The sequence below is a fragment of the Nocardia sp. NPDC055002 genome, assembly GCF_053608825.1.
Genome location: NZ_JBSGWE010000007.1, coordinates 257,404 through 281,089, shown reverse-complemented (window position 1 = coordinate 281,089; position 23,686 = coordinate 257,404). Strand labels below are relative to the sequence as shown.

The window sequence follows — 23,686 nt, the reverse complement described above, 5'->3', positions numbered from 1 at the left end:
ACGTCGGATTCGTCGTAGCTGGCTGAGGATCGCCCCTGGCGGCTCAGCGCGCCACTCCGTCACTGGATAACGCGGGAGCCAGCATCTGCTCCCACAGTGTGACGAAGGTCGGCAGGGTCTTGGCGGTGGTGCCGATGTCCTCGATCTCCACCCCTGGCACGCGCAGGCCGAGAATCGCACCGGCGGTGGCCATTCGGTGATCGGCGTAGGAGTGCCACTGTCCGCCGTGCAGCGGGGTGGGCACGATCTCGAGGCCGTCCTCGGTCTCGGTGACGTTGCCGCCGAGGCGATTGATCTCGGCGGAAAGTGCTGCGAGACGGTCTGTTTCGTGTCCGCGCAGGTGGGCGATGCCACGCAGGCGCGAGGGGGAGTCGGCCAGTGCGGCCAGCGCGGCGACGGTGGGGGTGAGCTCGCCGACGTCGTGCAGGTCGATGTCGATACCGGCCAGGCGTTCCGGACCGTGCACGGTGAGGATGCCGTCGAAGATGCGGGCCTCGGCGCCCATCCGGACGAGGATCTCGCGGATCACGTCACCGGGCTGGGTGGTGCCGCGTGGCCACATCGGGATGCTCACCTCGCCGCCGGTCACCGCGGCCGCCGCCAGGAACGGGGTGGCGTTGGACAGGTCGGGCTCGATCTCCCAGTCGACCGCGCGGATCGGGCCGGGCGCCACGGTCCAGGTCTGGGCGTTGCCGGAATCGGCCGGGGTCTGCACGGCCACATCGGCGCGGCGCAGCATCTCGACCGTCATCTCGATGTGCGGCATCGACGGCAGTGCCTTGCCGTCGTGGTGGACGGTGATGCCCTCGTCGAAGCGGGCGGCCGAGAGCAGCAGCCCCGACACGAACTGCGAGGATCCCGACGCGTCGATGGTGACGGTGCCGCCGCGTAGCGCGCCGGTGCCGTGCACGACGAACGGCAGCGCGTCACCGTCGACATCGAGACCGAGCTTGCGCAGGGCGTCGAGAATGGTGGACAGCGGGCGCAACTTCGCCTGCTCGTCGCCGAAGAACGCGACATCGCCCGTGGCGAGTGCGGCGGCGGGCGGCAGGAATCGCATGATGGTGCCCGCGAGCCCGCAGTCGACAGCGGCACTGCGCAGGGGCGCCGGGGTGATCTCGAGGATCTCGGCGTCGCCGGTGATCTCGGTGCCGAGGGCGCGCAGGGCCCCGATCATCAGATCGGTGTCGCGGCTGCGCAGGGCACCGGTGAGCGTGGACGGCCCATCGGCCAGTGCGGCCAGGATGAGCGCGCGGTTGGTGATGGACTTCGATCCGGGCAGGGTCACGGTCGCGTGGACGGGGACCTCGATATGGGGCGCAGGCCAGAAACTCACGTCCCCATCTTCGCTTATGTGCGGTTCGGACGCACCGGTGGTGCGCTTTTTCGGCGTGGGGTGGCGTCGTCGGCGGGGCCTGATGTCGGTGCCCGCGCGTATCTTGACCTTTATGTGTGGACGATATGCGACGACCACGAATCCGGGCCGGTTGGCGGCCGAACTGGACGCTGTCGACGAGACGGGGCTCGACGAGCCGGACGCCGCCGTCAGCTACAACGTCGCGCCGACCACCCAGGTGCTCACGGTCGTGGAGCGGCACGCGCACGGCGAACCCGACGACGACCCGCGGCTGCGGATCCGGCGGATGCGCTGGGGCCTGATCCCGCACTGGACCAAGGCGGCCGAACCCGGCGTGCCCGCCAAGGGGAAACCGCTGTTCAACGCGCGCGCCGACAAGGCCACCACCGCGCCCTCGTTCCGCGATTCGGCCAAGCACAAGCGCTGCCTGGTGCCGATGGACGGCTGGTACGAGTGGCTGGTCGAGGCGTCACCGACCGGCAGGGGCAAAGCGGTGAAGCGGCCCTTCTACATGTCGCACAGCGACGGTTCCCTGCTCTATATGGCCGGGCTCTGGTCGGTCTGGCGTGATCGCAGCCTGCCCGATGCCGAGCCGCTCATGTCGTGCACGATCCTGACCACCGACGCGAGCGGCGAGCTGGCCGACATCCACGACCGGATGCCGTTGCCGATGCCGCGCGAACACTGGGACGCCTGGCTCGACCCGGATCACCCGGCGCCCGCCGAATTGCTGAGACCGCCCTCGCGGGCAGTACTGGCGACGATCGTGGCGCGTCCGGTCTCCACCCTGGTGAACAACGTGCGCAACAACGGCCCGGAACTGCTGGTGCCGGACGGGACCTGTGACGACAAGGCCGGGCAGACCACATTGCTGTGATCGTGCCCGGCCTCGGGTAGCAGATCTCAGAGCGAGCAGGGCACCGAATCGGTGGCGATGTTCAGCCCGCACTTGATGATCCCGGTGATCAGATCGATCACCTCGGTGGCGACCCCACCGCCGAGCTTCTCCGACTTCTCGGCCCTCTCCTCGGTCTCCGGGTCGGTCTTCGGCGAACTCTTCGGCGTGGTGCCCTGGCCGTTGAGCGGATAGTCGCCGGGTTCGGCCTGCGACGGCGGAACCACCTGCGGAACCGCGGTGGCGGGGGCCAGAGCAGCGGCGCCGAAAGTGATCACCAGGGCACCGGACAGGGCGGCGATCGTCGAACGAGCGGACATTTTCGCATCACATCCTCGGGTCGAATCGGTCGTACCGGGCGCAGAATGCGTCGAATTTATTCGGAACGAGGCGCCGACCGGATTGCCTCAGCTGGTGATCGGGGCGGTGACGGCCGCGCAAGCGCGCACCAGATCCGCGGGCGCCAACTCGATTTCGAGCCCGCGTTTGCCCGCGCTGCACAGCACCCGATCCCAGTCGAGCGCGGAGGCGTCGACAACAGTGGGCAACTTCTTGCGCTGACCCAGCGGTGAAACCCCGCCCAGCACATAGCCGGTGGTGCGCTCGGCCTTGGTCTTGTCGGCCATGCTCGCCTTCGGCGCGCCGAGCGCGGCGGCCGCCGCCTTCAACGACAACCGCGCGGGCACCGGCAGAACGGCCACCGCGAGCGCGCCGGATGAGAGTTCGATCACCAGCGTCTTGAAGATCTGCGCGGCTCGCACTCCCAGTTCGTCGCCGAGTGCGTCGACGGCCTCGTCGCCATAGGAGTCGGCGCGCGGATCGTGGGAATAGGAGTGCACCGTGTGCGCGATACCGCTGAGGGCCTTGATCGCGGGAGTCGACATAAGCGGACACCCTAATCGCCACCACGCCCGGCCCGGCAAGCACATTTCCGCCGGTATGGGAACACGAATGCGGGGGTGCATGTTGCACACAAGTGACAAGCCAACGCGGCCAGAGACGACGTGAAGGAGAGATAGTGACACTGCTGCTCGAGGAGCGTCCTGTCCTGCCACGGGGTGCGCGATTGCCTATCGATTCCGTCGTGCCGGTAGATTCGGCTACTACGGCGATCGAAGGGATTGGTGTGACGAGCGACGACGACGTGGTGTCCGACGGTGCGTCCGGCACGGAAGTCGACGAAGCCGAGCTGGCGGCCCGGTTCGAGCGCGACGCGCTCCCGATGATCGACCAGCTCTACGGCGCCGCCCTGCGGATGACCAGGAACCCGGCCGACGCCGAGGACCTGGTGCAGGAGACGTTCGTGAAGGCGTTCCAGGGGTTCAAGTCGTTCCGGGAAGGCACCAATCTGCGTGCCTGGCTGTACCGGATCCTGACCAACACCTACATCAACTCCTACCGCAAGAAGCAGCGTCAGCCCGCGCAGTACCCGACCGACGAGATCACCGACTGGCAGCTGGCGGCCACCGCCGAGCACTCCTCGGTGGGTCTGCGCTCGGCCGAGGTGGAGGCGCTGGATGCCCTGCCCGACGACCAGATCAAGTCGGCGCTGCAGCAGCTGCCGGAGGAATTCCGGATGGCGGTGTACTACGCCGATGTCGAAGGCTTCCCGTACAAGGAAATCGCCGACATCATGGGCACCCCCATCGGTACCGTGATGTCTCGGCTGCACCGCGGACGCAAGCAGCTCAAGGGCCTGCTCGCCGATGTGGCGCGTGAACGTGGATTCGACCGTGGGGAACGCCAGGAGGTAGTCAAGTGAGTGACGATCCCGATCTCGACATGGACTGCACCGCGGTCCTCGCGGATGTGTGGCTCATGCTCGACAACGAGTGCGATCAGGCCACTCGGCAGCGCTTGCAGGAGCACATGGATCACTGCAGCCCGTGCATCGAGGCCTACGGCATCGAGGAGAAGATCAAGGGTCTGCTCAGCCGCAAATGCGGTGGCGAGCACGCTCCCGAGGGTCTGCGCGACCGGCTGAAGCTGGAGATCCACCGGTCGATCACGGTGACCAGGATCGAGACCACCGAAGGCTGATCACCCCCGAATACGGAAACAGCACGCTCTCATCGCGAGAGCGTGCTGTTGTCGTCTGTGCGCAGCGGCACGACTCAAGCGTTAGGACGCTTGCCGTGGTTCGCGGCGTTGCCCTTGCGGCTGCGCTTCTTACGTCCACGCTTACCCATGGGAGCTCCCTTCTATGTCTGGTCGAGAGCCATTGTTTCACGTGTGGTTGGCTGTAGCTTCGGCGGATACTAACGAAGGGGTGCCATGCCTGAAGAAGTGCGCGCGGAGATGGTCTCGACCGTGCTCGCTGTCGAGGTCACCGTGGGCGAACACGTCCGGGTCGACCAGACACTGGTGCTGCTCGAATCGATGAAGATGGAGATCCCGGTGCTCACCGAGGTCGAGGGCGACATCACGTCGGTCGACGTCAGCCCGGGCCAGGTTCTCCAGGCAGGCGACCTCATCGCCACCATCGCGTAAGTCACCCGAGCAACGAAGCGGTAGATCCAGCGTGGCAACACTGAGCGAGCTCCTGGCCGAACACACCGACCTTCCCGGCATCGCCGTGGACCATCTGCAACGGGTGGTGGGCGATTGGCAGTTGCTCGCCGACCTCTCGTTCTCCGATCTGCTGCTGTGGGTGGGCGCGGGCCCGGTCGTCGACGGTTCCGATGTGGTGTGTGTGGCCCAGATCCGGCCGACGACCGCACCCACCGTGCATCTCGAGGACAAGGTCGACACCACCGCCTCGCGCACCGATTTCCCGCAGGTCTTCGATGCCCTGCTGAGCGGGAACACCGTGCGCACCGACACCGAGGTCGAGGTGAGCGGGGTCTATCACCCGAGTCCGGTGCACGCGGTGCGCGAAGCGATTCCGGTGCGCTGCGGCGACGACGTGATCGCCGTGCTCAGCCGGGATTCCGACCTGGCACGTTCGCGGGTTCGCAGCACCCTCGAAACGGCCTATGTGTCCTGCGCCGACGATCTGTGCCAGATGATCGCCGACGGCAGCTTTCCGGTGCCGGAGGACCGGGCGGCCACGCACTCCAGCCCTCGTGCGGGCGACGGTTTCATCCGCCTCGACACCGAGGGCATCGTCGTCTACGCGAGCCCGAACGCGCTCTCGGCCTATCACCGGATGGGGATGCAGGCCGATCTCGTCGGCCAGGATCTCGCGGTGACCACCCGCTCCCTGATCACCGATCCGTTCGACGCCCAGGAAGTGGTGGCCGATATCCAGGCCGCGCTCGCCGGGCGAACCGGGCGCCGGATGGAGGTCGAGGCACGCGGGGCGACGGTGTTGTTGCGCACCCTGGTGCTGCGTCCGGGCGGGGAACTGGCCGGGCCGGCGGTGCTGGTCCGCGATGTCACCGAGGTGAAGCGGCGCGATCGCGCGCTGCTGAGCAAGGACGCCACGATCCGTGAGATCCACCACCGGGTGAAGAACAATCTGCAGACCGTGGCGGCGCTGCTGCGGTTGCAGGCGCGCCGCACCGAGAACCCGGAAGCCCAAGTGGCACTGACGGAATCGGTGCGCCGGGTCACCTCCATCGCCTCGGTGCACGAGATGCTGTCGATGTCGGTGGACGAGGAAGTCGACCTCGACGAGGTCATCGACCGGTTGCTGCCGATCATGGCTGATGTGGCGACGGTGCACACCGCGCGGATCAAGGTGCGCCGCGCGGGTTCGCTCGGGGTGTTCTCCGCCGAACGGGCGACGCCGCTGGTGATGGTCTTGACGGAACTGGTGCAGAACGCGATCGAGCACGCCTTCGACGCGGGGGAGAACGGTACCGTGACGATTCGCTCGGAACGGTCGGCCCGCTGGCTCGACGTGATCATCTCCGACGACGGCCGTGGCCTGCCGTCAGGGTTCAGCCTGGAGGGTTCCGACCGGTTGGGTTTGCAGATCGTGCGCACCCTGGTGACCTCGGAACTGGGTGGCTCGATCGGCTTGCATCCGGGTGCCGATGTGGGCACCGACGCGGTGTTGCGGGTTCCGCTCGGACGCCGTTCCGGGCGCTGAGACTACGGAAAGCTCAGGTGGGCAACAATAAACCCGGCACCGTGAAGGTGCCGGGTTCTCACACATGCGTTACCGGACCGGGGCTGATGGCCCGGCAACGCCAGGTCCGTCGATTCAGACGGAGGTACGCGTACGGGTGCGCGCGTTGCGCCGCTTGAGCGCGCGACGCTCGTCTTCGCTCATTCCACCCCACACGCCGGCATCCTGTCCGGACTTGAGGGCCCATGACAGGCAATCGGCTGTGACGGGGCAGCGGGCGCAGACCAGCTTGGCATCGGCAATCTGCGCGAGCGCAGGACCACTGTTACCCACCGGGAAGAACAGTTCGGGGTCCTCATCGCGACAGATGGCCTTGTGGCGCCAGTCCATTCCTCTGCTCCTTTGCGAGGGCGCCACAAAGGGCGCCTGTAGTTAGTGGATCGTTCACTTGTGCGACTCGAATGTTTCCGCACGGTTGCTTGTGAATGCTTTCACGATCACCGTAGATGTCAATAGGTCTCCGGCGCACCGTGGGGGAGATCACGCTCTAGGCCCCCACAAGGGGAACCTGCCCGGTCCTTTGTACTCGCGTCTCGGGGTTTTCGCAGCGCAACCAGGAGATTTTTCTTGCCGTCCGGTGGTCAGGACGGCTTGGGTGCCACCACGTCGAGCACGCTGGGAACGGATGTGAAATGCACCATCTTGCGTTTTCCGATGAAGTCGCCATCGATTTGCAGGCCGATCTCCTGGCCCGTCTCGATTCGCACGGACGGCACGTCGTCGGCGCGGAAAAGTATGGGCGACTTGGGGTTTCCATTCTCGGCCAGCAACTGCCGCGCAAGCAGCAGTGTGCGGGTCACACTCATCGACCGCACCGCGAACACGCCGAGGCCCGATTCGAAGGTGGTGGTGGGATTCGTGCGAATCGGGCGGTCCTCGAGATAGGTCCACGGACTCGAATTCGTGACGAAGGCGTAATAGACCTCCTCGACCGGATCCCGTCCTGTTACCTCGAGGGTGACGCTCGGATCCTGCCGCCGAGCCCGGAAGAACTGCCGGACCGTGGTGCGCAGATAGCGCGCGGGCGTCGCCTTGCGGCCCTTGGCGCGCGCGGTGTCGATCGACTCGCACACATCGGCGTCGAGGCCGACGCCCGCGCTGAAGGTGAACCATCGGTCGTCGGCGAGACCGAGCCCGATCCGGCGGTCGGCATCGCGCGCCAGCAGATCGATGAGCTGGTTGGTTGCTGTCACCGGATCGGGGGAGATGCCGAGCGCGCGGGCGAAGACGTTCGCCGAGCCGCCCGGGATGATCCCGAGACGTGGGCGCCACACCTGGTCGTCGCCGACCTGGGGCACCGGCAGGAAGCCGTTGATGGTCTCGTTGACCGTCCCATCGCCACCGTGCACGACGATCAGGTCCATCTCCTGCGTCGATGCCCACTGGGCCAGTTCGGCCGCGTGGCCGCGATGCTGGGTGTGCGCAACGGTCAGCTGTGTTCGGCTCTCCAAGGCGTGAGCGAGCAGATCCCGGGTGGCCGGGGTCGTCGAGGTGGCATTGGGATTGACAATGAGCAACGTCCGCACAGTGCCGAGGGTAGTGCGCGCGGGCGAACACCCGGCGCGCGCCGGGCGCCACGACACGTCGTCGTAGGCTGGGCACGTGGCAGAGCAGGACGTGACAGACGGTGACCAGCGCGAGGGCGGCGACCAGGTGTCGACCGGTATCCCGACGACAGTGCGGGTGGCCGGTGGGCTGGTTTCGCTGGAGGGGCTGGCCGGGGTGGTGACCGCGATCGTGCTGATCGTGCGGGCGCTGACCGGACACGATCAGTCCGCGGCCAGCGGGGTCGGCACCGCGATCTGGTTCGGGGTGCTGTTCGGCGGGGTGCTCGCCGCGGGCATCGGGCTGCTGCGCGGCAAACGCTGGGGGCGGGCCATCGCGGTCATCGCGAACGTGTTGCTGTTGCCGGTGGCCTGGTCGTTGCTGACCGACTCACATCAGCCGCTGTGGGGAAGCTTGCTCGGGCTCGTGGCGGTCGCCGGATTGGCCGCGCTGTTCGCCCCCGCCACGAGTCGATTCATGGCTCAGGACTACGGCGAGATCCCCGAGGACGACGAGCGTCCGTAGGTCAGGCCGTGGCCGCGCGCAGTGCCTGGCGGCACAGGTGGTCGGCTCGGCGGGTGGTCTCGGGTTGCCGGAAACCCCGCGTGAGGGCCAGTACCCGGTCGCAGGCGGTGTCGAGGTCGATGCGGTGGCCGACCGAGACGAACAGTGGCTTCACCTCGTCGCGCGTGCGCAGCGCGCGCCCGACGACCTCGCCGTCGATCGTCACGTCGCTGGCGTCACCGCGGCGCGGCCCCGGCGCGCGGTATTCACCCCACACCGATTTGGCGACACCGATGGTCGGAATTCCGGTGAGCAATCCGACGTGACACGCCAATCCGAAACGCCGGGGATGCGCCACACCCTGTGCGTCACACACGAGTAGATCCGGTGTGACAGTGAGCTTTTCCAATGCGGCAACCGTTGCGGGCAGTTCCCGGAACGCGAGTAGCCCGGGCACATAAGGGAATTCCGAAATGCCGTGTGCGACTGCCGATTCCACCGTTTCCATGGTGGCGATGTCGATAATTACCGCGGCCGTCGCAACGGTGCCGTCGTCGGCATACGCCGAATCAATTCCGGCCGCCGTCGAAAATTGCGGCGGCGCGGGGTTTTCGGTGGATACCGAAGGGCGGAGTTCGTCCTGGAGGGCGATCGCCTCGTCGGGTGTCCGTGGCCAATCGTGGGGCAACGCGATGCGCACGGTTCAGCTCGCGGTGGCGGCCAGCGCCGACAGTTCGGCACCGGCGAGTCGATAGCCGATCCACTCGTCTTGCGGTGCGGCGCCGAGAGATCGGTAGAACTCGATCGACGGCGTGTTCCAGGTGAGCACCGACCACGACACCCGGCTGTAGCCGTGTTCGACCGCTTCGGCGGCCAGCGCCGCGATCAAGGCGCGGCCGAGCCCCGTACCGCGGGTCTCGGGTCGCACGTACAGGTCCTCCAGGTAGATGCCGTGCACGCCGTCCCAGGTGGAGTAGTTCAGGAACCAGATGGCACAGCCGACCACGTCACCATCGTTCTCGGCGACATGCGCGGAGAGCGCGGGGGCAGGCCCGAACAGCGCGGACCGCAACTGCTCCGGGGTGAGCGTGCACTCGGCGGGAGCCTTCTCGTACTCGGCCAGATCGTGGACGAGCCCGACCATCGCCGGCACGTCGGCGGGGGTGGCGCGGCGGACGAATGCGCTCATCGGTGGACTCCTTCGATCGGCTCGGTGCGGGTCGTCAGGTTGTGGCCCCAGATGGAGCGGGCGTCGTGGTCGAAGCCGAGCACACTCACCGCACCGGTCGACATCGCGAACCGGCGTCCCTCACGCACCGCGAACTCCGCCCAGCGCGCGATCAGCACCCGCGAGAAGTGCCCGTGACCGACCAGGACCACGTCGCGCCGCGCCAGCTCCGGCTCCGCCCGGGCGAGTACCCGATCGGCCCTGGCACCCACCTGTTCGGCCGTCTCCCCGCCGGGCACGGGCGCGGTCCACACCGTCCAGCCGGGGACGGTCTCGCGGATCTGCGCGGTCGTGATGCCCTCGTACTCGCCGTAGTTCCACTCGACCAGATCGTCGTCGACCTCGATCGGCGACAGACCTGCCAGTTCGGCGGTGTGTCGCGCCCGCAGCCGCGGACTGGTGAAGCACAGCGGATCGCGCAGGTCGAGGGATTTCAGCACCAGCCCGGCCGCGACGGCCTGGGTTTCGCCCAGCTCGGTCAGCGGCAAGTCGGTGAAGCTGGTGTGCTTGCGCTGACTCGACCACTCGGTTTCGCCGTGGCGCAGCAGGACCAGGCGGGCATCGGGTGTGGACATGGTTCCATCATGGCAGTGCGGGTTCAGCCGAGCGCGTAGAGCTGTCCGCCGCGGCGTTCGAAGACCGTGTTGCCCAGGACGGCGGTGGAGATGGTGTCGCCGCGGTAGTCGGTGCGCGCGAGCGGGATCTGGGCGACGGTCGCGCCGTTGCCGCTGTCCACCGCGAGCTGCCCGTCGGGGACCGGGACCAGCAGCCTGCCCGCCATCAGGGCGGGGGTGCCGAGTGCGTCGCGCACCGTCCAGACCGGCTGTAATGAGCTGGAGCTCAAGGCGATCAGGCTGTTGCCGGTGAAGACGTAGATGGCCGAGCCGAGGCGGGTCACCGTGGTGCGCTCGTCCCACGGGGCGGCGAGCTGGTAGGTCGCGATCTCGTTGCCGGTGCCGTCGTGCACGGCGATCCTGGCCGGCAGCCCGAGGCCGGTGGCGGTCGCGGGCGTCGGCGGGTAGTAGACCGCGATCTTGTTGTCCGACACCGCGATCACCCGCATCTGCGGCGCGTCGGCACCCGGTGCGGTGAGCACCCGCGAGCCGTATTCCTCGGGGGCGGTCGATTCCTTCGGCGCCGGATTGAGCACGGTCAGCCGGTCGGTCGCGTCACCCGGGCAGCGCTCGAGCACGGCCAGTCGCGAAGAACTCGACGCGGCCGACCGCAGGGCACATCCGTTGCGCGGCTGGGTGTTCGGATTCACCGGGGCATCCACGTAGCCGTACTCGAGCGTGCGTACCAGATCCGAACGCCACATCTCCAGCCGGTTCGCGCCGAGCGCCAGCAGGTAGGTGCCGTCACCGCTGACACGGATCTCGTCGTCCATGTAGCTGCTGCGCGCGACCCGGCGCGCACCGGTATCGGCCTCGAGCATCACGGACTGGCTGCACCCACGCTGATCGCGATAGGTCGCGATCACGGTCCCGAACTGCGACTCGACCCCGCACAGCGGCATATCCCGGCGATACCACCACAGCTGATTGCCGGTGAGCGGATCGCGCCCACTCACGGTGCCGTGATCGCCGGTCACCACCACATTGCCCGACGTGAGCGCGCGCCTGCTCGACTCGTCGGCGGCATGCCACTGCTCGCGCAAGGTGGTGGGCAGCTGGGTGGCCGCGGTCACGGTGGGAGCGGGCGACGCGGCGGTGACCGAATCGGTCCCGGTGGCATCGGCACGCGCCCATACGACGAACGCCGCCACCACGAGGGTGACGGCGATCGCGACTGCTACAAAGATATCGGCGCGCGTCCGCCGCTCCGGTGCGAGCACGAGAGCGACACTAGCCGATCGGTCCTACTGGACGGAGCCTGCCGTCGCGTGCACGGCGGACTCGGTGGTCGCGGCTTCGGTGTCGCCACCTGCACCGGTACCGGCGGGCTTGCGGCGGCGCCTGCGACGTGCGGGCTTGGCCGTGTCGTCGCCCTCGTTGTCGGCCGGAGCCGAATCGGAGACGTCGGCGGAAGCTGCGCCCGACTCCGCGGTAGCCGCATCGGTCGACTCGGTCCCCGCGTCGCCTGCCTCGGCGGGCTTGCGGCGGCGGCGCCTGCGGCGGGCGGGCTTGTCGCCGTCGGCCGCTTCGTCGGCGTTGTCGGCCGACTCGGTGGTCGTGGTCGACTCGGTGCCCTCGGCGTCGGCCTTGCCACCACGGGTGCGGCGGCGGCTGCGGGAGGACTTGGGACGCTCGGTGCGCTCCTCGACTACGGCGTCGTCGTCACGGGTGGGGGCCGCGGGCTTGCGGATCACACCGGTGATGCCCTCGGGGATGCCGAGGTCGCTGTAGAGGTGGGGGGAGCGCGAGTACGTCTCGGCGGGGTCGGCCATGTTCAGGCCGAGCGCCTTGTTGATCGACTCCCAGCGGTGCAGTTCGTCCCAGTCGATGAGGGTGATCGCGACACCGGTGCGGCCGGCGCGGCCGGTTCGGCCGATCCGGTGCACGTAGGTCTTCTCGTCCTCGGGGCACTGGTAGTTGATGACGTGGGTGACATCGTCGATGTCGATACCGCGCGCGGCGACATCGGTGGCGACGAGCACGTCGATGGCGCCCTTGCGGAACTTGGTCAGCGCCTTCTCGCGGGCGATCTGACCGAGGTCGCCGTGCACGGCGCCGACATTGAAACCACGCTCGGCGAGATCGTCGGCCACCTTCTGCGCGGTGCGCTTGGTGCGGGTGAAGATCATCGTCGCGCCGCGGGACTCCGCCTGCAGCACGCGCGCGACCAGTTCGGCCTTGTCCATCGCGTGGGCCCGGTAGACGAACTGCGCGGTGCGATCGTGCACGGCGGAGTCGTTGGCGAGCTCGGCGCGGATGTGCGTCGGCCTGGTCAGGAAGGTGCGGGCGAGGGTGATGATCGGGCCTGGCATGGTGGCCGAGAACAGCATCGTCTGACGCTTGTCCGGCACCATCGACAGGATGCGCTCGATATCGGGCAGGAAGCCCAGGTCGAGCATCTCGTCGGCCTCGTCGAGGACGAGCACGCCGATCTTGCCCAGGATCAGGTGGTTCTGGTTCGCCAGATCCAGCAGGCGACCGGGGGTGCCGACGACCACGTCGACACCGTCGCGCAGTGCGGCGATCTGGGTGTCGTACGGGCGGCCACCGTAGATGGCGGCGACCTTCAGCGAACCCTGGTGGTTGGTCAGGTACTTGCTGGCGTTCTCCAGGTCCTTGGTGACCTGGATGCACAGCTCGCGCGTGGGCACGATCACCAGCGCGCGCGGGGTGCCGTCGAGCGGGGTGGTGCCGGTGTCGGCGGTGGCGATGCGGTGCAGCAGCGGCACGCCGAAACCGAAGGTCTTGCCCATGCCGGTGCGGGCCTGGCCGATGAGATCCTCGCCGGCCAGTGCCAGCGGCAGGGTCAGTTCCTGAATCGCGAAGGTGCGTTCGATCCCGATCTCACCGAGTGCGCGCACGATTTCTTCGCGCACGCCCAATTCGGCGAAACTCGGCGGGATGTGGGTGTTGTCCAGTTCGGCCGTCAGGAGTGTGTCGGCCAAACCGGGTTCCTGTTCGACAGTGATCTTGCTCAGTGTTCGTGCCTTCCTCGTCATTGCATCTCGCACGCACGAGGTGGGGCGGGCCGGTCGGCCCGCGACGACCACATACCCGCCTGTGATATTCACCGGGCCGGCGCCGGATAACCATCGCCGACCAGGCGTTATGCGTGGTCGTCGAGACGGTGTCATCGGCGCGGCGCTGCGGTGATGCGGATTCGTTGCGCGCACATTTTCTTCGACATTGCTGTCTGGGCAACGCCGCTGTCCGCCCGCGCTGTGCGCCGGTGGAGTGCCACGCCGCGGAGTATGTCCGGGCGTCGAAACTAGCGTTGTCCACGGAGATTGTAGCGTGATATTCTGCGGAATCCGAATTTCGACGTGGCTGAATGCCGCGCGAATACGGGCTCGCCACGGGATTACCTCGGCACCGGTGGTGTGTCGCAGCGCAATTCATCGATGCCGGATTTCGCGCGTGTCCACCGGTGTAATCGAGCTCACTGGTACCGGCGGTACTGTGTGTGAGACATTTCTAGTCGTGAGTATCACCGACACCGTCTCCACTGCCGCGCGCAACGCGTGGGCGCTGAGCTTCGGCGCGGGCATCGAGCCCGTCGACCCGGCCCCCTCGACCGTGCTGTGGGACGAGCCGCACCGTCTGCTGCGTCGCTACGATACCGAATTCCAGTCTGCGGCAAGCGATTCCGCGGTGTTGCTGGTGCCGCCACTGGCCGCGCCCGCCACCTGCTTCGACCTGCGCCGCGACCAGAGCGTGGCCCGGTACCTGGTGGAGACCGGTCGTGCGCCCTACCTGATCGACTACGGTGACATCTCCTTCGCCGATCGCCGGATGGGCTTCGAGGACTGGGTCCTCGACATCCTGCCCGAGGCGATCCTGCGCGTGAGCGCCGATCGCGGCGGTGCCCCGGTCGACCTGATCGGCTGGTCCGTCGGCGGCATGTTCTCGCTGCTCACCGCGGCCGCGAATCCGGAACTGCCGATCCGCTCTGTCACCGGGGTCGGCCCGCCGCTCGACTACGACAAGATGCTCGGAATTCCGCAGCTGCGTGCCGTCGCCGGCCTCACCGGCGGCTGGGCGACCACCGCGTTCGTCCGGGCCGCGGGCGGCATTCCGGCACCGCTGACCAAGCTGGGCTACCGGCTCGCCGCCTACGACCGTGAACTGGCGCGTCCGAGATTCATCGCCGGCAATATCGCGAACACCGAGACCCTGGCCAAGATGGAATCCATCGACCGCTTCCAGGCCGCCATGCCCGGCTACCCCGGCCGCTTCTACAACCAGCTGTGGGGCCGGATGATGCTGGCCAACGACATCGGCAACGGCAAGCTCGAACTGCGCGACCGGACCATCGAACTCGCCGACGTGCGCGTGCCCGTGCTGCTGATCGGCGGCAAGTCCGACGTGATCACCCCCAAGGCCGCTGTCGAGGCCGGTTTGCGCACACTGTCGGGCTCGCCATCGGTCACCTACGAGGTCGTTGCGGGCAGCCACCTCGGCATTCTCACGGGACCGGAGGCCCGCGAGACGACCTGGACACACCTGGACAAATTCCTGGCCGAACGCGACTGAGCACCGATCGGGACTATTGTTGACAGCCATGGGAGCCCAGACCTCTGCCGCGCCGGAATTCTTCTCGACCGAGCCGCTCGCCGCGGACCACGCGGGGGTGACGGAGCTGTTCGCGGTCCTCGCCTACGGCGAGCTGTCCGCGTTCTACCGGCTCGCCGAAGAGGCGAAGCAGGCGCCGTCGCTGCGCGGCCGGATCGGCGTCGCCAAGATGGCCGCCGCCGAGCTCGCGCACTTCGAGACCCTCGAAGCGGCGCTCACCGAGCGCGGTGCCGACGCCGAGGCCGCGATGGCGCAGTACCAGGGCGCGCTGGACTCCTACCACGCCTCCACCGACCCGTCGACCTGGCTCGAGTCGATGGTGAAGTTCTACGTGGCAGACGGCTTGGCCGCCGACTTCTACACCGAGATCGCGGGCGCACTGCCCACCGAGGTCTCCGATGTGGTGCGCGATGTCCTCGCCGAGACCGGTCACTCGCAGTTCGTGGTCGACGAGGTCCGCAGCGCGGTGGCGGCCAGCCGCTCCGAGCGCGACCGCCTCACGCTGTGGGGGCGCAGGCTGCTCGGTGAGGCGATCACGCAGGCGCAGTTCGTGATGGCCCAGCGCGACGAGCTGGCCGAACTGGTCCTCGCCGCCACCGGCGATCTCAACGGCATCGCGACCCTGTTCGACCGCATGCAGCAGCGGCACGCGGCCCGCATGGCGGAACTGGGTTTGTAGGTTATCCGCCCACCACGCGTTGCTGCACCAAGCGCAATTCTGGTGCGCGGGCGGCTGTTTCGCGTGGCAGCCAGACCACGACCTGCTGGTCTTTGTCCGCGGACAGCGTTTGCACCGTATAGGTGAGGGTGCCTCGGCTGGGATGTTCGAAGCCGAGGAGGGTGGGGATGTCCTCGGCCAGGCGGTGGGGTTGCCAGCGGCGAGCGAATTCGGGTTCTTCGCAGAGGGTGGTGATCACGCCCGCAATGCGTTCGTCGTCGGGGCGGCGCAGGCGTGTTCTGGCGAGCTGGTCGGCGAGATGATCGGCGAACTGGGGCCAATCGGTGACCGTGGTGCGAGCCAAAGGATGGCGGAAGGCCCAGACGGCGAGGTTGACCATGTCCGGGTTGTCGAGCAGGCCGAGCGGCGTGGCCAGGTCGGCCCACGCGCTGTTCCAGGCGAGCACGTTCGCCCGGGGTCCGAGCGCGAACGCGGGGGTGGGGGAGAGCGCGTCGAGCACGCTGCGCAGCGCGGCGGGCACCTGATCGAGATCGGGGTCGAAGGCCGTGCTCGGGCACCGGGATTCGCTGCTGGTGGTCAGCGCGAGCCAGCCGAAATGGGCCCGCTCGGTGTCGTTGAACCGCAGCGCGGTGGCGAGTGCGTCGACCACGGCCATCGACGGGTTGGTATCGCGACCCTGCTCGAGTCGCGCCAGATAGTCCGCGCTCACCCCGGCGAGTACCGCGACCTCCTCCCGGCGCAGGCCGGGGGTGCGCCGCCTGCCGCCGCCGGGCATGCCGACGTCTTCCGGGCGCAACTCGGCGCGACGGGCGATGAGAAGTTCCGCGAACGCCGACCGGGCGCCGGGATGATCCGTGCTGTCTGCGCCAACCATGCCTCGATCCTCCCTGGTCGTGGAGTTTTCAGCCACGCCCTGCCAGGACCAGGATAACCGCGGTCTGGTTAACGGACCGCAGTCCGGACAGGGTGGAGGCATGACTTCCTCGACACAGACCCAGCAGCTGAAGACCGGATCCTGGGCCCTCGACACCGCCCACTCCTCGGTCGCGTTCACCATTCGCCACCTCGGGATCGCCAAGGTGCGCGGCGGCTTCACCCGCTTCGCGACCGAGTTCGTCGTCGACGAAGCCGGCGCGGCCACCCTCGGCGCCACCATCGAACTCGACTCCTTCGACACCGGCAACGCCGACCGCGACGCCCACATCCGCCAGGCCGACTTCCTCGACGTCGCCAACCGCCCGACCCTGAGCTTCCGTGCCACCCAGCCGGTCCGGGTCGCCGAAACCTTCACCGTCACCGGTGAGGCCACCCTCGGCGCGATCACCCAGCCGCTGACCCTCGACGTCGAATGGGGCGGCATCGCCGACTTCCCCGACGGCACCCGGCACGCGGGCTTCTCCGCCACCGGCGCCATCAAGCGCACCGACTTCGGCGTCGGCGTCGCGATGCCGGGCATGCTGTCGGACACGGTGAAGATCGAACTCGAAATCGAACTGATCGAACCTGCGTAAAGGACACCGACGCGTAGTGTTCCTCAGCCGCGCACGGCCGGAGCGCAGGCGTAGGTCCGCCTGATCCGTTCGCTCAGAGCGCAGGCGGCTGTGACACCGGCGTCGGCCGCCTGCACTAGCCTGGGAGTCGACAACACAGGACTCTTACGTTCGGAGGTTGGCCGTGGAGGTCAAGATCGGTATTTCGGATAGCCCGCGAGAGCTCGTCATCAACAGTGCGCAGAGCCCTGAAGAGATCGAGGCGCTGGTGTCCGATGCGCTGAGCGGCTCCGCCGGCGTCGTGTCGCTCACCGACGAGAAGGGCCGCAAGTTCCTGATCCAGGCCGCGAAGGTCGCCTACGTGGAAATCGGTTCCCCGGCCACCGGTCGCGTGGGATTCGCCACCGTCTGAGCCGCGAACACGAAAATGCCCCGTCATCTTCGACGATGACGGGGCATTTGTCGTTAGTTCAGAGTTCCTGCGAATACGCGCGCTGGGCTGCGGTCAGCGGCACGTGCTTGAGGCCGCCCCACGCCAGCGAGACCGTGGTGTCGACCGCTTCGTCCTTGGGGACCGGGCGATCGGCTTCGAGCCAGTAGCGCGCCGAGAACTGGCTCGCGCCGACGAGGCCGACGGCCAGGATGCGGGCGCGGTAGGGATCGAGACCCGAATCGTGGGCGACCAGATCGAACACCGCGTCGACACACGCCTCGGTGGCCTGCTCGACCCGGCGCTGTACCTGCGGTTCGCTGGTGAGGTCGGATTCGAAGACGAGGCGGAAGCCCTGCATCTCGTTGTCGACGAAATCGAAGTACGCGGCGACCGCGGCCCGCACGCGCTGCTTGTTGTCGGTGGTGGAGCGCAGCGCCTGGCGCACGCTCGACACCAGGATGTCGACGTAGTTCTGCAGCACCGCCAGGTACAGCTCCAGCTTGCTGGCGAAGTGCTGGTACAGCACCGGCTTGCTGACCCCGGCTACCTGGGAGATCTCGTCCATGCCCGCCGCGTGGTAGCCGCGCTGGACGAAGACCTCACTGGCGGCGAGCAGCAGCTGCTGGCGGCGCTCGTCACGAGGCAGGCGGGTGCCGCGTTTGGCCGGGACCGTCTCCGGCACCGATCGGCGCGAGGGCATGCGGTCCACGAGGTCAGTCATCTCGGCTCTCTATAGTCGATTCCCCGGGCCGCCGGGTGTGCGGTCGGGTATCCCACGAACGATACTCGCACGGTGTTCGCCCTGCGTCTCGCCCTGGAAATGTAGTACCAGTCCACGGAGTTCGCCGGGCCGTAACCGCGCGATCTCCTCCGGCCGCCCGTACGGCGGATTTGCGCACTGTGAGAATCTGATGGGGTGACCGACCGGACGGATGACCATGCCGACGGCGGGCGCGATGTCGCTCGCTCCACGCAACCCTCCGAGTCCGGTGCTGTCACGTCGGCGCCGGAGGGGCGGGAGTTGCAGGTCTACGACCCGCTCGGGCTCTATCAGCCCGCTGACCGATCCCGCCAGCCGCTGCGTGCCCGCTGGGATCCCACCGACCACGACAACGGCCGCCCGCGCAGCCCGCAGCGGGAGGCGAAGAAGCAGAGCGCGCTCGGTCGATTCGTGTCCGCCTACGGGTGGCGTGCCTACGCGTTGCCGGTGCTGCTCGCCATCACCGTGCTGGTCGTCGTCGACGCGGTGCGCACCGGACCGATCCCGCCGCCGAGCGATCCCGGCTTCGGCGCGCTGAGTCCCAAGGTGGCGCAGTCCGGCATCATCGGCGCACCCCCCGGCGACGGCAAGTTCCCCGCCGATCTGCCGCTGGGCGCGCTGCCGGAGGGCGGCGACTACGTCGAGCGCGCGGCAGGCACCTGGCATGTGGTGCCGGGTACCAGCGCCCAGGTCGGCGCCGGCACCGAGCGGGTGTTCCGCTACACCGTCGAAGTCGAGGACGGCATCGACACCGCACCGTTCGGTGGCGACGCCGCCGTGGCGAAGATGGTGGAGACCACCCTGGCCAACCCGAAGAGCTGGACCAACGACCCCAAGTTCGGCTTCCAGCGCATCGACGCGGGCCCGGCCGACTTCCGGCTCTCGCTCACCTCTCGCGAAAGCACTCGCGCCGCTTGCGGCTTCGAGATCCCGATCGACTCGTCGTGCTACAACGCCGACCTCGACCGGGTCGTGCTCTCGGAGGTCCGCTGGGTCCGCGGCGCGCTGGCCTTCGACGGCGACATCGGTTCCTACCGGCAGTACCAGATCAACCACGAGGTCGGCCACGCCATCGGCTATCACGGCCATCAGCCGTGCGAGACCGACGGCGGTCTCGCGCCGATCATGATGCAGCAGACCTTCGGCACCAAGAACAACGACATCGCCCTGCTCGACCCCCACGGTGTGGTCCCCGCCGACGGCAAGACCTGCCGCTTCAACCCCTGGCCGTACCCGCGCGGATAGTGGCCTCGCCCATGCGGGAACATGAACGGGGAAGAACAGCGCGGCGGGTCTTGTTGTAGTCAGCAGAGCGGCCACCGGTTCACGGCCGCGCCCGCCGCCATAGATACAGGAGTTCTCACGTGTCTCTTCATGGGACGTTGCCGCCGCTCGTCGAGCCGGCCGCGGAACTGACCAAAGACGAAATCGCTCGCTACAGCAGGCACCTGATCATCCCCGATCTCGGTGTCGACGGTCAGAAGCGGTTGAAGAACGCCAAGGTCCTCGTGATCGGCGCGGGCGGCCTCGGCTCGCCTGCCCTGCTCTATCTGGCCGCGGCCGGTGTCGGCACTCTCGGCATCGTCGAGTTCGACGAGGTCGACGCCTCCAACCTGCAGCGCCAGATCATCCACGGCGAATCCGATATCGGCCGTCCCAAGGCCGACAGCGCCCGCGATTCCATCCTGGAGATCAACTCCGGGATCGACGTGCGGCTGCACAAGATCCGTCTGGAACCGGAGAACGCGGTCGAGCTGTTCGCCGAATACGACCTGATCGTCGACGGCACCGACAACTTCGCCACCCGCTACCTCGTCAACGACGCCGCCGTCCTCGCGGGCAAGCCCTACGTGTGGGGCTCGATCTACCGCTTCGAGGGCCAGGTCTCGGTGTTCTGGGAAGACGCCCCCGACGGTCGCGGCATCAACTACCGCGACCTGTACCCGGAGGCCCCGCCGCCGGGAATGGTCCCGTCCTGCGCCGAGGGCGGCGTGCTCGGCGTGCTGTGCGCGTCGATCGGATCGGTGATGGTGACCGAGGCGATCAAGCTGATCACCGGCATCGGTGAGACGCTGCTCGGCCGCCTGATGGTCTACGACGCACTGGACATGAACTACCGCACCATCAAGCTGCGCCGCGATCCGCAGCGCGAGCCGATCACCGAACTGATCGACTACGACGCGTTCTGCGGTGTGGTGTCGGAGGAAGGCACCGCCGCCGCGGCCGGGTCGACCATCACCGCCGCCGAGCTCAAGGATCTCCTCGACGCCGACAAGGTCGAGCTGATCGACGTGCGCGAGCCGGTGGAGTGGGACATCGTCCACATCGCGGGCGCGACCCTGATCCCCAAGGATCGCATCCTGTCCGGCGAGGCCCTGTCCGAACTGCCGCAGAACAAGCCGATCGTGCTGCACTGCAAGACCGGCATCCGGTCCGCGGAGGCGCTGGCCGCGCTGAAGCGCGCCGGGTTCGCCGACGCGACGCATCTGCAGGGCGGCGTGGTGGCCTGGGCCAAGCAGGTCGATCCGTCGCTTCCGGTCTACTGACCCGATAGCTGCCGGTTTGCGACCTCATCGCATATTGCGGTGAGGTCGCAAAGTGGACTGTCACAGCGTGCCTTGGGTCGCCTGCGGTGATCGCGGGGTTACGGTACGGCCGTGACCTCAGTCGAACCTCCCGAGCATGTGCGAGCCACATTCGGGCTTCGCGAAGTGACGCCGGTTTCCCTCGGAGACTGGGACGGTGGCTGGCGCATGGGTGACGTGGTGCTCAGCCCCGTCGCCGATCACGCCAGGGCCGCGTGGTCGGCGAAAGTACGCGAACACCTGGCGGTCGACGGGCTGCGGGTGGCCCGGCCCGTCCGCGCCACCGACGGACGCTATGTTGTCTCCGGCTGGCGCGCCGACACCTTCGTGGACGGCGCCCCCGAGCCCCGCCACGACGAGGTCGTCTCGGTCTCCCTGCGTCTGCACAAGGCGACAGCGGAATTGGAACGCCCCCGCTTCCTGGTCCAGCCGCCCGTCGCCCCATGGGTCGACGTGGACGTGTTCGTCGCCGCCGACCGCGCCGCCTGGGAATCGGTCCCGCTGCGCACCCTGCGCGCGGGCGGCGTCCCCATCGCCGCCACCCCCGACGGCCAGCGGTCCCTCGAACTGATCGGCCAGCTCGCCACGCTGCGCAAACCCGTCCGCAGCCCCGACCAACTCGTCCACGGCGATCTCTTCGGCACGGTCCTGTTCACCGGCGCCCACACCCCCGGCCTCACCGACATCACCCCCTACTGGCGCCCCGCCACCTGGGCCGCGGGGGTCGTCGTCGTCGACGCACTGGCTTGGGGCGGGGGCGATGACGGTTTACTCGACCGCTGGGCGACTCTGCCCGAATGGCCCCAAATGCTGTTACGCGCCTTGATGTTCCGCCTGGCGGTCCACGCATTGCACCCGCGTTCGACCCCCGAAGCCTTCCCCGGACTCGCTCGGACCGCGGACATGGTCCGTTTGGCACTGTAAGGCGGAAACCGCACCTGCTCTGACCTATCGGTCGTCATCGAACTCAAAACTGTTGACACTCAACGTTTTCTGGTGTCAGCCGTGCTATTTTCGTCGAGCATCGCTGCCGTGCGTCCTACGTCGGCTCGCGGACTCACTGCGGCAGTCACGAGCGGTGAGGATTGTTGCGATGAGAATCCAGCCAAGACAACAGATCCTGGACATCTGGGGTGCCATGGTTTCGACCTGCTATCGGGACGAGAAGTGGCGCTGGGACGGCATCCTCGGCGCCGATTCGATCAGCGATTCCGAACAGCTGCTGTGCTTGTTGTATCCAGCGGCGGAGATCGAGACCTTCGCGCTGGATCAGCCGGCATCGATGTCCGAGGATGTGCGGAAGGTGTTGGCGGCCTTCGGGGGACCGGTAGGAATCGGCACCACGGTTCTCGGTCTCATCGAGGAGTACCTGGCCCGGAACACCGATGCCGACGACGTACCGCGCTTCGCCGCGGGCAGCTATCTCAGATCGCCCGAGGATGGTGATCCGACGGCCGCGCAGCGCGCTCTCGAGGTGGTCGACGGGTATTCCCGTTCGGTCACCGTGTGTATCGCGGCGCTCGGTTTCGCGCGCGGATTCGACCGGTGGGCGCAGGCTGAGCGGCGCACAGCGATCAGCACGCGGATCGCCGACCTGAGCCGCGATGTGAGCACCCGGCTGACTGCCGCGATGACCGGCCTCGTGCGCAGTTTCGCGGTCGACACGCTCGCCCCGCACTCACCTTCGGGCAGAGCGATACTCGGGATGCTGAATCAGTCGGGGCAGCCGCAGAGCTCTGTGATCCATGACATCTCTCGGAGCCTCGAACGCGTGCGGGCCCGTCTGCGCTGCGATGTGACGCTCGGTCCGGCGCTGGTGTCCGAACTCGACAACGAGGATCTGCTGTTCGAGTGTGGCTGGAGCTGGGGCATCGTCCAGGAAGCCGGCCCGGTCGATTTCGTGCCGACCACGATCGGTTCCTGTCAGGGATTCGCCGACCGCCGACCCTATCTCCACTTCACCATCACCGCACTCGATGCGATCAGCGACGTGCTGTCATCACGCACCAGGGAACTCGGCCTGCTCGACGAAACCCAGCAACGTCTGGCCGAGGCGCTGCGACTGCGCTGGGAAATCACCCAGCGCTACTGGTCGACTGTCGCCCGTTTCGGCACCGGAACCTGGCCGCTGGAAGATATTCCGTGGCGTACATCCGACGGCGAGGAATCGGACTATTTCAGTCTGCTCGTCTCGGCGGTGCTGATCCAGGATCTGGTCGAACGTAGCGCCGTTGATGACGATCTGACCAGGGCGGTCAGCATTTTCGACGAGCTGGCGCGACGCGGGCGAATCACGCGAAGGCCGACGCGGGCAGACCCGTCGGTCGCCCTGCACTGTCCGGGTGTGCGGATGACACTGCGCGGCAGCGAACTCGTCGACGGCGGTGGGTCTCGACTGGACTGGATCGCCTCGGATTTCGCACCGGTACTACTCGAGCGGCTGCTGCGGGCGGCTCGCTTGTCGGGCAACATCACCGCCCGTGACCAGCTGATGGAACTGGCGAAGCAGGTGATGGATCACCTCGATCATCGGATGATCTCGGATGGCGACGCGGCCGGTCTGTGGGACGATCCCGGCGCGGCATTCGGTGCGTCGGCACAGCGCGGGCCGCTCCCGTCGTGGTACATGACCGAGCGCATCGTCAAGTGCTTGGTCGCCGCCGACCGCACTTATCGTGCGGTATCTTTGCGATCGCCCGCGATGGTGGTCCGGGCAGTCGAGTTGCTCCACGAGGCCGAGCACCTGCTGAATCAAGCGATGCTCGACGTCGGAGTCTACGACACCTCGGCCAACCGGTTCGTGCTCGACGCTGTCGAGCAGAAGCTGGACCGGGCGAGGAGCGTCATTGATGCGCAGCCGGGAACCGCGTTCACACTCGTCTCGGCGGCACTGATCGAACTCGATCGACTCGCCTGGGCCCGCCTCGACGCGATGCGGAGTTCTTGACG

General features: G+C 67.7%; 27 protein-coding genes. 14 read left to right on the top strand and 13 right to left on the bottom strand.

Going from position 1 to position 23,686, the window contains the following annotated elements; translation table 11 throughout:
- Positions 1 to 43: 43 nt before the first annotated feature.
- The gene (aroA, locus tag ACWF99_RS27065; protein ID WP_378632671.1) at positions 44 to 1,336 is read right to left on the bottom strand and encodes a 3-phosphoshikimate 1-carboxyvinyltransferase; all 1,293 of its coding nucleotides are present in this window, start codon (positions 1,334 to 1,336) and stop codon (positions 44 to 46) included.
- A gap of 112 nt (positions 1,337 to 1,448) precedes the next feature.
- On the opposite strand from aroA, the gene ACWF99_RS27060 reads away from it, so the two are divergent.
- On the top strand, positions 1,449 to 2,234 hold the full coding sequence (locus ACWF99_RS27060; protein ID WP_452537714.1) for an SOS response-associated peptidase: 786 nt from the start codon (positions 1,449 to 1,451) through the stop codon (positions 2,232 to 2,234).
- A 26-nt stretch (positions 2,235 to 2,260) separates the two neighbouring features.
- Here ACWF99_RS27060 and ACWF99_RS27055 read toward each other — a convergent pair whose 3' ends face one another.
- Positions 2,261 to 2,572: a hypothetical protein gene (locus tag ACWF99_RS27055; RefSeq protein WP_378632676.1), complete on the bottom strand. Its 312-nt coding sequence runs from the start codon at positions 2,570 to 2,572 to the stop codon at positions 2,261 to 2,263.
- An 87-nt stretch (positions 2,573 to 2,659) separates the two neighbouring features.
- A complete protein-coding gene (gene ybaK, locus ACWF99_RS27050) occupies positions 2,660 to 3,136 on the bottom strand; it encodes a Cys-tRNA(Pro) deacylase (protein WP_378652024.1) in 477 nt (158 codons plus the stop codon).
- 242 nt (positions 3,137 to 3,378) lie between these two features.
- Between ybaK and ACWF99_RS27045 the strand changes: the two genes are divergently transcribed.
- Both ACWF99_RS27045 and rsrA read left to right on the top strand, forming a co-directional pair.
- Positions 3,379 to 4,014 carry a sigma-70 family RNA polymerase sigma factor gene (locus tag ACWF99_RS27045; RefSeq protein WP_174552018.1) on the top strand — a complete coding sequence of 212 codons (636 nt, stop codon included), beginning with the start codon at positions 3,379 to 3,381 and terminating at the stop codon, positions 4,012 to 4,014.
- A 20-nt stretch (positions 4,015 to 4,034) separates the two neighbouring features.
- A complete protein-coding gene (gene rsrA, locus ACWF99_RS27040; RefSeq protein ID WP_378633441.1) occupies positions 4,035 to 4,292 on the top strand; it encodes a mycothiol system anti-sigma-R factor in 258 nt (85 codons plus the stop codon).
- 74 nt (positions 4,293 to 4,366) lie between these two features.
- On the opposite strand, the gene ACWF99_RS27035 is transcribed toward rsrA, so the two are convergent.
- Positions 4,367 to 4,441, bottom strand: coding sequence for a 50S ribosomal protein bL37 (locus tag ACWF99_RS27035; RefSeq protein WP_022597109.1), 75 nt, complete (start codon positions 4,439 to 4,441; stop codon positions 4,367 to 4,369).
- A gap of 85 nt (positions 4,442 to 4,526) precedes the next feature.
- Between ACWF99_RS27035 and ACWF99_RS27030 the strand changes: the two genes are divergently transcribed.
- Both ACWF99_RS27030 and ACWF99_RS27025 read left to right on the top strand, forming a co-directional pair.
- Entirely contained in the window at positions 4,527 to 4,742 is a 216-nt protein-coding gene (locus ACWF99_RS27030; protein ID WP_378632681.1) for a biotin/lipoyl-binding carrier protein, read from the top strand.
- Between the two features lie 31 nt (positions 4,743 to 4,773).
- Positions 4,774 to 6,288: a sensor histidine kinase gene (locus tag ACWF99_RS27025; protein WP_378632683.1), complete on the top strand. Its 1,515-nt coding sequence runs from the start codon at positions 4,774 to 4,776 to the stop codon at positions 6,286 to 6,288.
- Between the two features lie 114 nt (positions 6,289 to 6,402).
- On the opposite strand, the gene ACWF99_RS27020 is transcribed toward ACWF99_RS27025, so the two are convergent.
- Together ACWF99_RS27020 and ACWF99_RS27015 are read right to left on the bottom strand one after the other, a co-directional pair.
- The gene (locus ACWF99_RS27020; protein ID WP_022567051.1) at positions 6,403 to 6,657 is read right to left on the bottom strand and encodes a WhiB family transcriptional regulator; all 255 of its coding nucleotides are present in this window, start codon (positions 6,655 to 6,657) and stop codon (positions 6,403 to 6,405) included.
- 251 nt (positions 6,658 to 6,908) lie between these two features.
- Positions 6,909 to 7,853 (bottom strand): diacylglycerol/lipid kinase family protein, encoded by a 945-nt coding sequence (locus ACWF99_RS27015; RefSeq protein WP_378632685.1) that lies wholly within the window; start codon positions 7,851 to 7,853, stop codon positions 6,909 to 6,911.
- Positions 7,854 to 7,992: 139 nt separating this feature from the next.
- Here ACWF99_RS27015 and ACWF99_RS27010 point away from each other — a divergent pair, with 139 nt between their 5' ends.
- A complete protein-coding gene (locus ACWF99_RS27010; protein ID WP_378652422.1) occupies positions 7,993 to 8,397 on the top strand; it encodes a hypothetical protein in 405 nt (134 codons plus the stop codon).
- Position 8,398: 1 nt separating this feature from the next.
- On the opposite strand, the gene ACWF99_RS27005 is transcribed toward ACWF99_RS27010, so the two are convergent.
- Genes ACWF99_RS27005 through ACWF99_RS26985 form a run of 5 tightly spaced genes read right to left on the bottom strand, consistent with a single transcriptional unit; the run spans position 8,399 to position 13,217 of the window.
- On the bottom strand, positions 8,399 to 9,076 hold the full coding sequence (locus tag ACWF99_RS27005; RefSeq protein WP_378993558.1) for an endonuclease V: 678 nt from the start codon (positions 9,074 to 9,076) through the stop codon (positions 8,399 to 8,401).
- 3 nt (positions 9,077 to 9,079) lie between these two features.
- The gene (locus tag ACWF99_RS27000; RefSeq protein ID WP_452537713.1) at positions 9,080 to 9,565 is read right to left on the bottom strand and encodes an N-acetyltransferase family protein; all 486 of its coding nucleotides are present in this window, start codon (positions 9,563 to 9,565) and stop codon (positions 9,080 to 9,082) included.
- Entirely contained in the window at positions 9,562 to 10,179 is a 618-nt protein-coding gene (locus ACWF99_RS26995) for an acid phosphatase (protein ID WP_378993560.1), read from the bottom strand. Before ACWF99_RS26995 ends, ACWF99_RS27000 begins: the two co-directional genes overlap by 4 nt.
- 23 nt (positions 10,180 to 10,202) lie before the next feature.
- A complete protein-coding gene (locus ACWF99_RS26990) occupies positions 10,203 to 11,438 on the bottom strand; it encodes an Rv3212 family protein (RefSeq protein ID WP_378993561.1) in 1,236 nt (411 codons plus the stop codon).
- Between the two features lie 24 nt (positions 11,439 to 11,462).
- Positions 11,463 to 13,217 carry a DEAD/DEAH box helicase gene (locus ACWF99_RS26985; RefSeq protein ID WP_378652014.1) on the bottom strand — a complete coding sequence of 585 codons (1,755 nt, stop codon included), beginning with the start codon at positions 13,215 to 13,217 and terminating at the stop codon, positions 11,463 to 11,465.
- Between the two features lie 481 nt (positions 13,218 to 13,698).
- Between ACWF99_RS26985 and ACWF99_RS26980 the strand changes: the two genes are divergently transcribed.
- The gene (locus ACWF99_RS26980; protein ID WP_378632699.1) at positions 13,699 to 14,751 is read left to right on the top strand and encodes an alpha/beta fold hydrolase; all 1,053 of its coding nucleotides are present in this window, start codon (positions 13,699 to 13,701) and stop codon (positions 14,749 to 14,751) included.
- A gap of 28 nt (positions 14,752 to 14,779) precedes the next feature.
- Positions 14,780 to 15,469 (top strand): ferritin-like fold-containing protein, encoded by a 690-nt coding sequence (locus tag ACWF99_RS26975; protein WP_378632701.1) that lies wholly within the window; start codon positions 14,780 to 14,782, stop codon positions 15,467 to 15,469.
- Between the two features lies 1 nt (position 15,470).
- Here the strand turns inward: ACWF99_RS26975 and ACWF99_RS26970 are convergent, their stop codons facing one another.
- Complete coding sequence (locus ACWF99_RS26970) at positions 15,471 to 16,343, bottom strand: helix-turn-helix transcriptional regulator (RefSeq protein ID WP_452537712.1); 873 nt, start codon at positions 16,341 to 16,343, stop codon at positions 15,471 to 15,473.
- Between the two features lie 100 nt (positions 16,344 to 16,443).
- Between ACWF99_RS26970 and ACWF99_RS26965 the strand changes: the two genes are divergently transcribed.
- Together ACWF99_RS26965 and ACWF99_RS26960 are read left to right on the top strand one after the other, a co-directional pair.
- Positions 16,444 to 16,980 carry a YceI family protein gene (locus ACWF99_RS26965; RefSeq protein ID WP_452537711.1) on the top strand — a complete coding sequence of 179 codons (537 nt, stop codon included), beginning with the start codon at positions 16,444 to 16,446 and terminating at the stop codon, positions 16,978 to 16,980.
- A gap of 163 nt (positions 16,981 to 17,143) precedes the next feature.
- Positions 17,144 to 17,371, top strand: coding sequence for a DUF3107 domain-containing protein (locus ACWF99_RS26960; RefSeq protein ID WP_357366222.1), 228 nt, complete (start codon positions 17,144 to 17,146; stop codon positions 17,369 to 17,371).
- Positions 17,372 to 17,429: 58 nt separating this feature from the next.
- Here ACWF99_RS26960 and ACWF99_RS26955 read toward each other — a convergent pair whose 3' ends face one another.
- Positions 17,430 to 18,113 carry a TetR/AcrR family transcriptional regulator gene (locus ACWF99_RS26955; protein ID WP_379220779.1) on the bottom strand — a complete coding sequence of 228 codons (684 nt, stop codon included), beginning with the start codon at positions 18,111 to 18,113 and terminating at the stop codon, positions 17,430 to 17,432.
- Positions 18,114 to 18,308: 195 nt separating this feature from the next.
- Here ACWF99_RS26955 and ACWF99_RS26950 point away from each other — a divergent pair, with 195 nt between their 5' ends.
- The 4 genes from ACWF99_RS26950 to ACWF99_RS26935 all read left to right on the top strand — a co-directional run bounded on the left by ACWF99_RS26950 (position 18,309) and on the right by ACWF99_RS26935 (position 23,684).
- Positions 18,309 to 19,397, top strand: coding sequence for a DUF3152 domain-containing protein (locus ACWF99_RS26950; protein WP_378652002.1), 1,089 nt, complete (start codon positions 18,309 to 18,311; stop codon positions 19,395 to 19,397).
- Positions 19,398 to 19,516: 119 nt separating this feature from the next.
- Entirely contained in the window at positions 19,517 to 20,698 is a 1,182-nt protein-coding gene (moeZ, locus tag ACWF99_RS26945) for an adenylyltransferase/sulfurtransferase MoeZ (protein ID WP_378632713.1), read from the top strand.
- 111 nt (positions 20,699 to 20,809) lie between these two features.
- Positions 20,810 to 21,661, top strand: a complete 852-nt coding sequence (locus tag ACWF99_RS26940) for a TIGR02569 family protein (RefSeq protein WP_378632716.1) — start codon at positions 20,810 to 20,812, stop codon at positions 21,659 to 21,661.
- Positions 21,662 to 21,830: 169 nt separating this feature from the next.
- The gene (locus ACWF99_RS26935) at positions 21,831 to 23,684 is read left to right on the top strand and encodes an SCO2524 family protein (protein ID WP_452537710.1); all 1,854 of its coding nucleotides are present in this window, start codon (positions 21,831 to 21,833) and stop codon (positions 23,682 to 23,684) included.
- The last annotated feature ends 2 nt before the right edge of the window (positions 23,685 to 23,686 follow it).

Bases quoted from the DNA above. Each gene is read 5' to 3' on its own strand.
- ACWF99_RS27055 (WP_378632676.1), bottom strand. From the start codon at position 2,572: ATGTCCGCTCGTTCGACGATCGCCGCCCTGTCCGGTGCCCTGGTGATC.
- ACWF99_RS27020 (WP_022567051.1), bottom strand. From the start codon at position 6,657: ATGGACTGGCGCCACAAGGCCATCTGTCGCGATGAGGACCCCGAACTG.
- ACWF99_RS26965 (WP_452537711.1), top strand. From the start codon at position 16,444: ATGACTTCCTCGACACAGACCCAGCAGCTGAAGACCGGATCCTGGGCC.
- ACWF99_RS26975 (WP_378632701.1), top strand. From the start codon at position 14,780: ATGGGAGCCCAGACCTCTGCCGCGCCGGAATTCTTCTCGACCGAGCCG.
- ACWF99_RS26955 (WP_379220779.1), bottom strand. From the start codon at position 18,113: ATGACTGACCTCGTGGACCGCATGCCCTCGCGCCGATCGGTGCCGGAG.
- ACWF99_RS27030 (WP_378632681.1), top strand. From the start codon at position 4,527: ATGCCTGAAGAAGTGCGCGCGGAGATGGTCTCGACCGTGCTCGCTGTC.
- rsrA (WP_378633441.1), top strand. From the start codon at position 4,035: ATGGACTGCACCGCGGTCCTCGCGGATGTGTGGCTCATGCTCGACAAC.
- ACWF99_RS26935 (WP_452537710.1), top strand. From the start codon at position 21,831: ATGAGAATCCAGCCAAGACAACAGATCCTGGACATCTGGGGTGCCATG.
- ACWF99_RS26995 (WP_378993560.1), bottom strand. From the start codon at position 10,179: ATGTCCACACCCGATGCCCGCCTGGTCCTGCTGCGCCACGGCGAAACC.
- ACWF99_RS27060 (WP_452537714.1), top strand. From the start codon at position 1,449: ATGTGTGGACGATATGCGACGACCACGAATCCGGGCCGGTTGGCGGCC.
- ACWF99_RS26985 (WP_378652014.1), bottom strand. From the start codon at position 13,217: ATGACGAGGAAGGCACGAACACTGAGCAAGATCACTGTCGAACAGGAA.
- ACWF99_RS26970 (WP_452537712.1), bottom strand. From the start codon at position 16,343: ATGGTTGGCGCAGACAGCACGGATCATCCCGGCGCCCGGTCGGCGTTC.
- ACWF99_RS27000 (WP_452537713.1), bottom strand. From the start codon at position 9,565: ATGAGCGCATTCGTCCGCCGCGCCACCCCCGCCGACGTGCCGGCGATG.
- ybaK (WP_378652024.1), bottom strand. From the start codon at position 3,136: ATGTCGACTCCCGCGATCAAGGCCCTCAGCGGTATCGCGCACACGGTG.